A 212-nucleotide genomic window follows, 5' to 3' on the forward strand; every position below is an offset into this window, starting at 1 on the left:
CCAGAATGAGAAATATGATGATTGTTTTCAGTGATTTCCTCGATTGGTCCTTGTGCTTGACCATGTTCTTCAGGTAGTTCATCTACTAGTTCAATCAGATTACTTTCAGTTGTATATTCTTTCGTATCTTCAACTGTTGTATGGTCGCTCACTGCGCCAGTTACAATACCTTTTGTAGACTCTTCGTCAAATTCAACTAAGTTAGACTCAGT

1 protein-coding gene is annotated in these 212 nt (G+C 37.7%); it reads right to left on the reverse strand.

Annotation, left to right across the window (positions count from 1 at the left end):
• Window positions 1–212: hypothetical protein (locus HMPREF2658_RS08695; RefSeq protein ID WP_049295613.1), on the reverse strand; the 212-nt coding region annotated here is incomplete at both ends.

The organism is Staphylococcus sp. HMSC062H10 (genome assembly GCF_001836945.1).
Taxonomy (GTDB): domain Bacteria; phylum Bacillota; class Bacilli; order Staphylococcales; family Staphylococcaceae; genus Staphylococcus; species Staphylococcus aureus.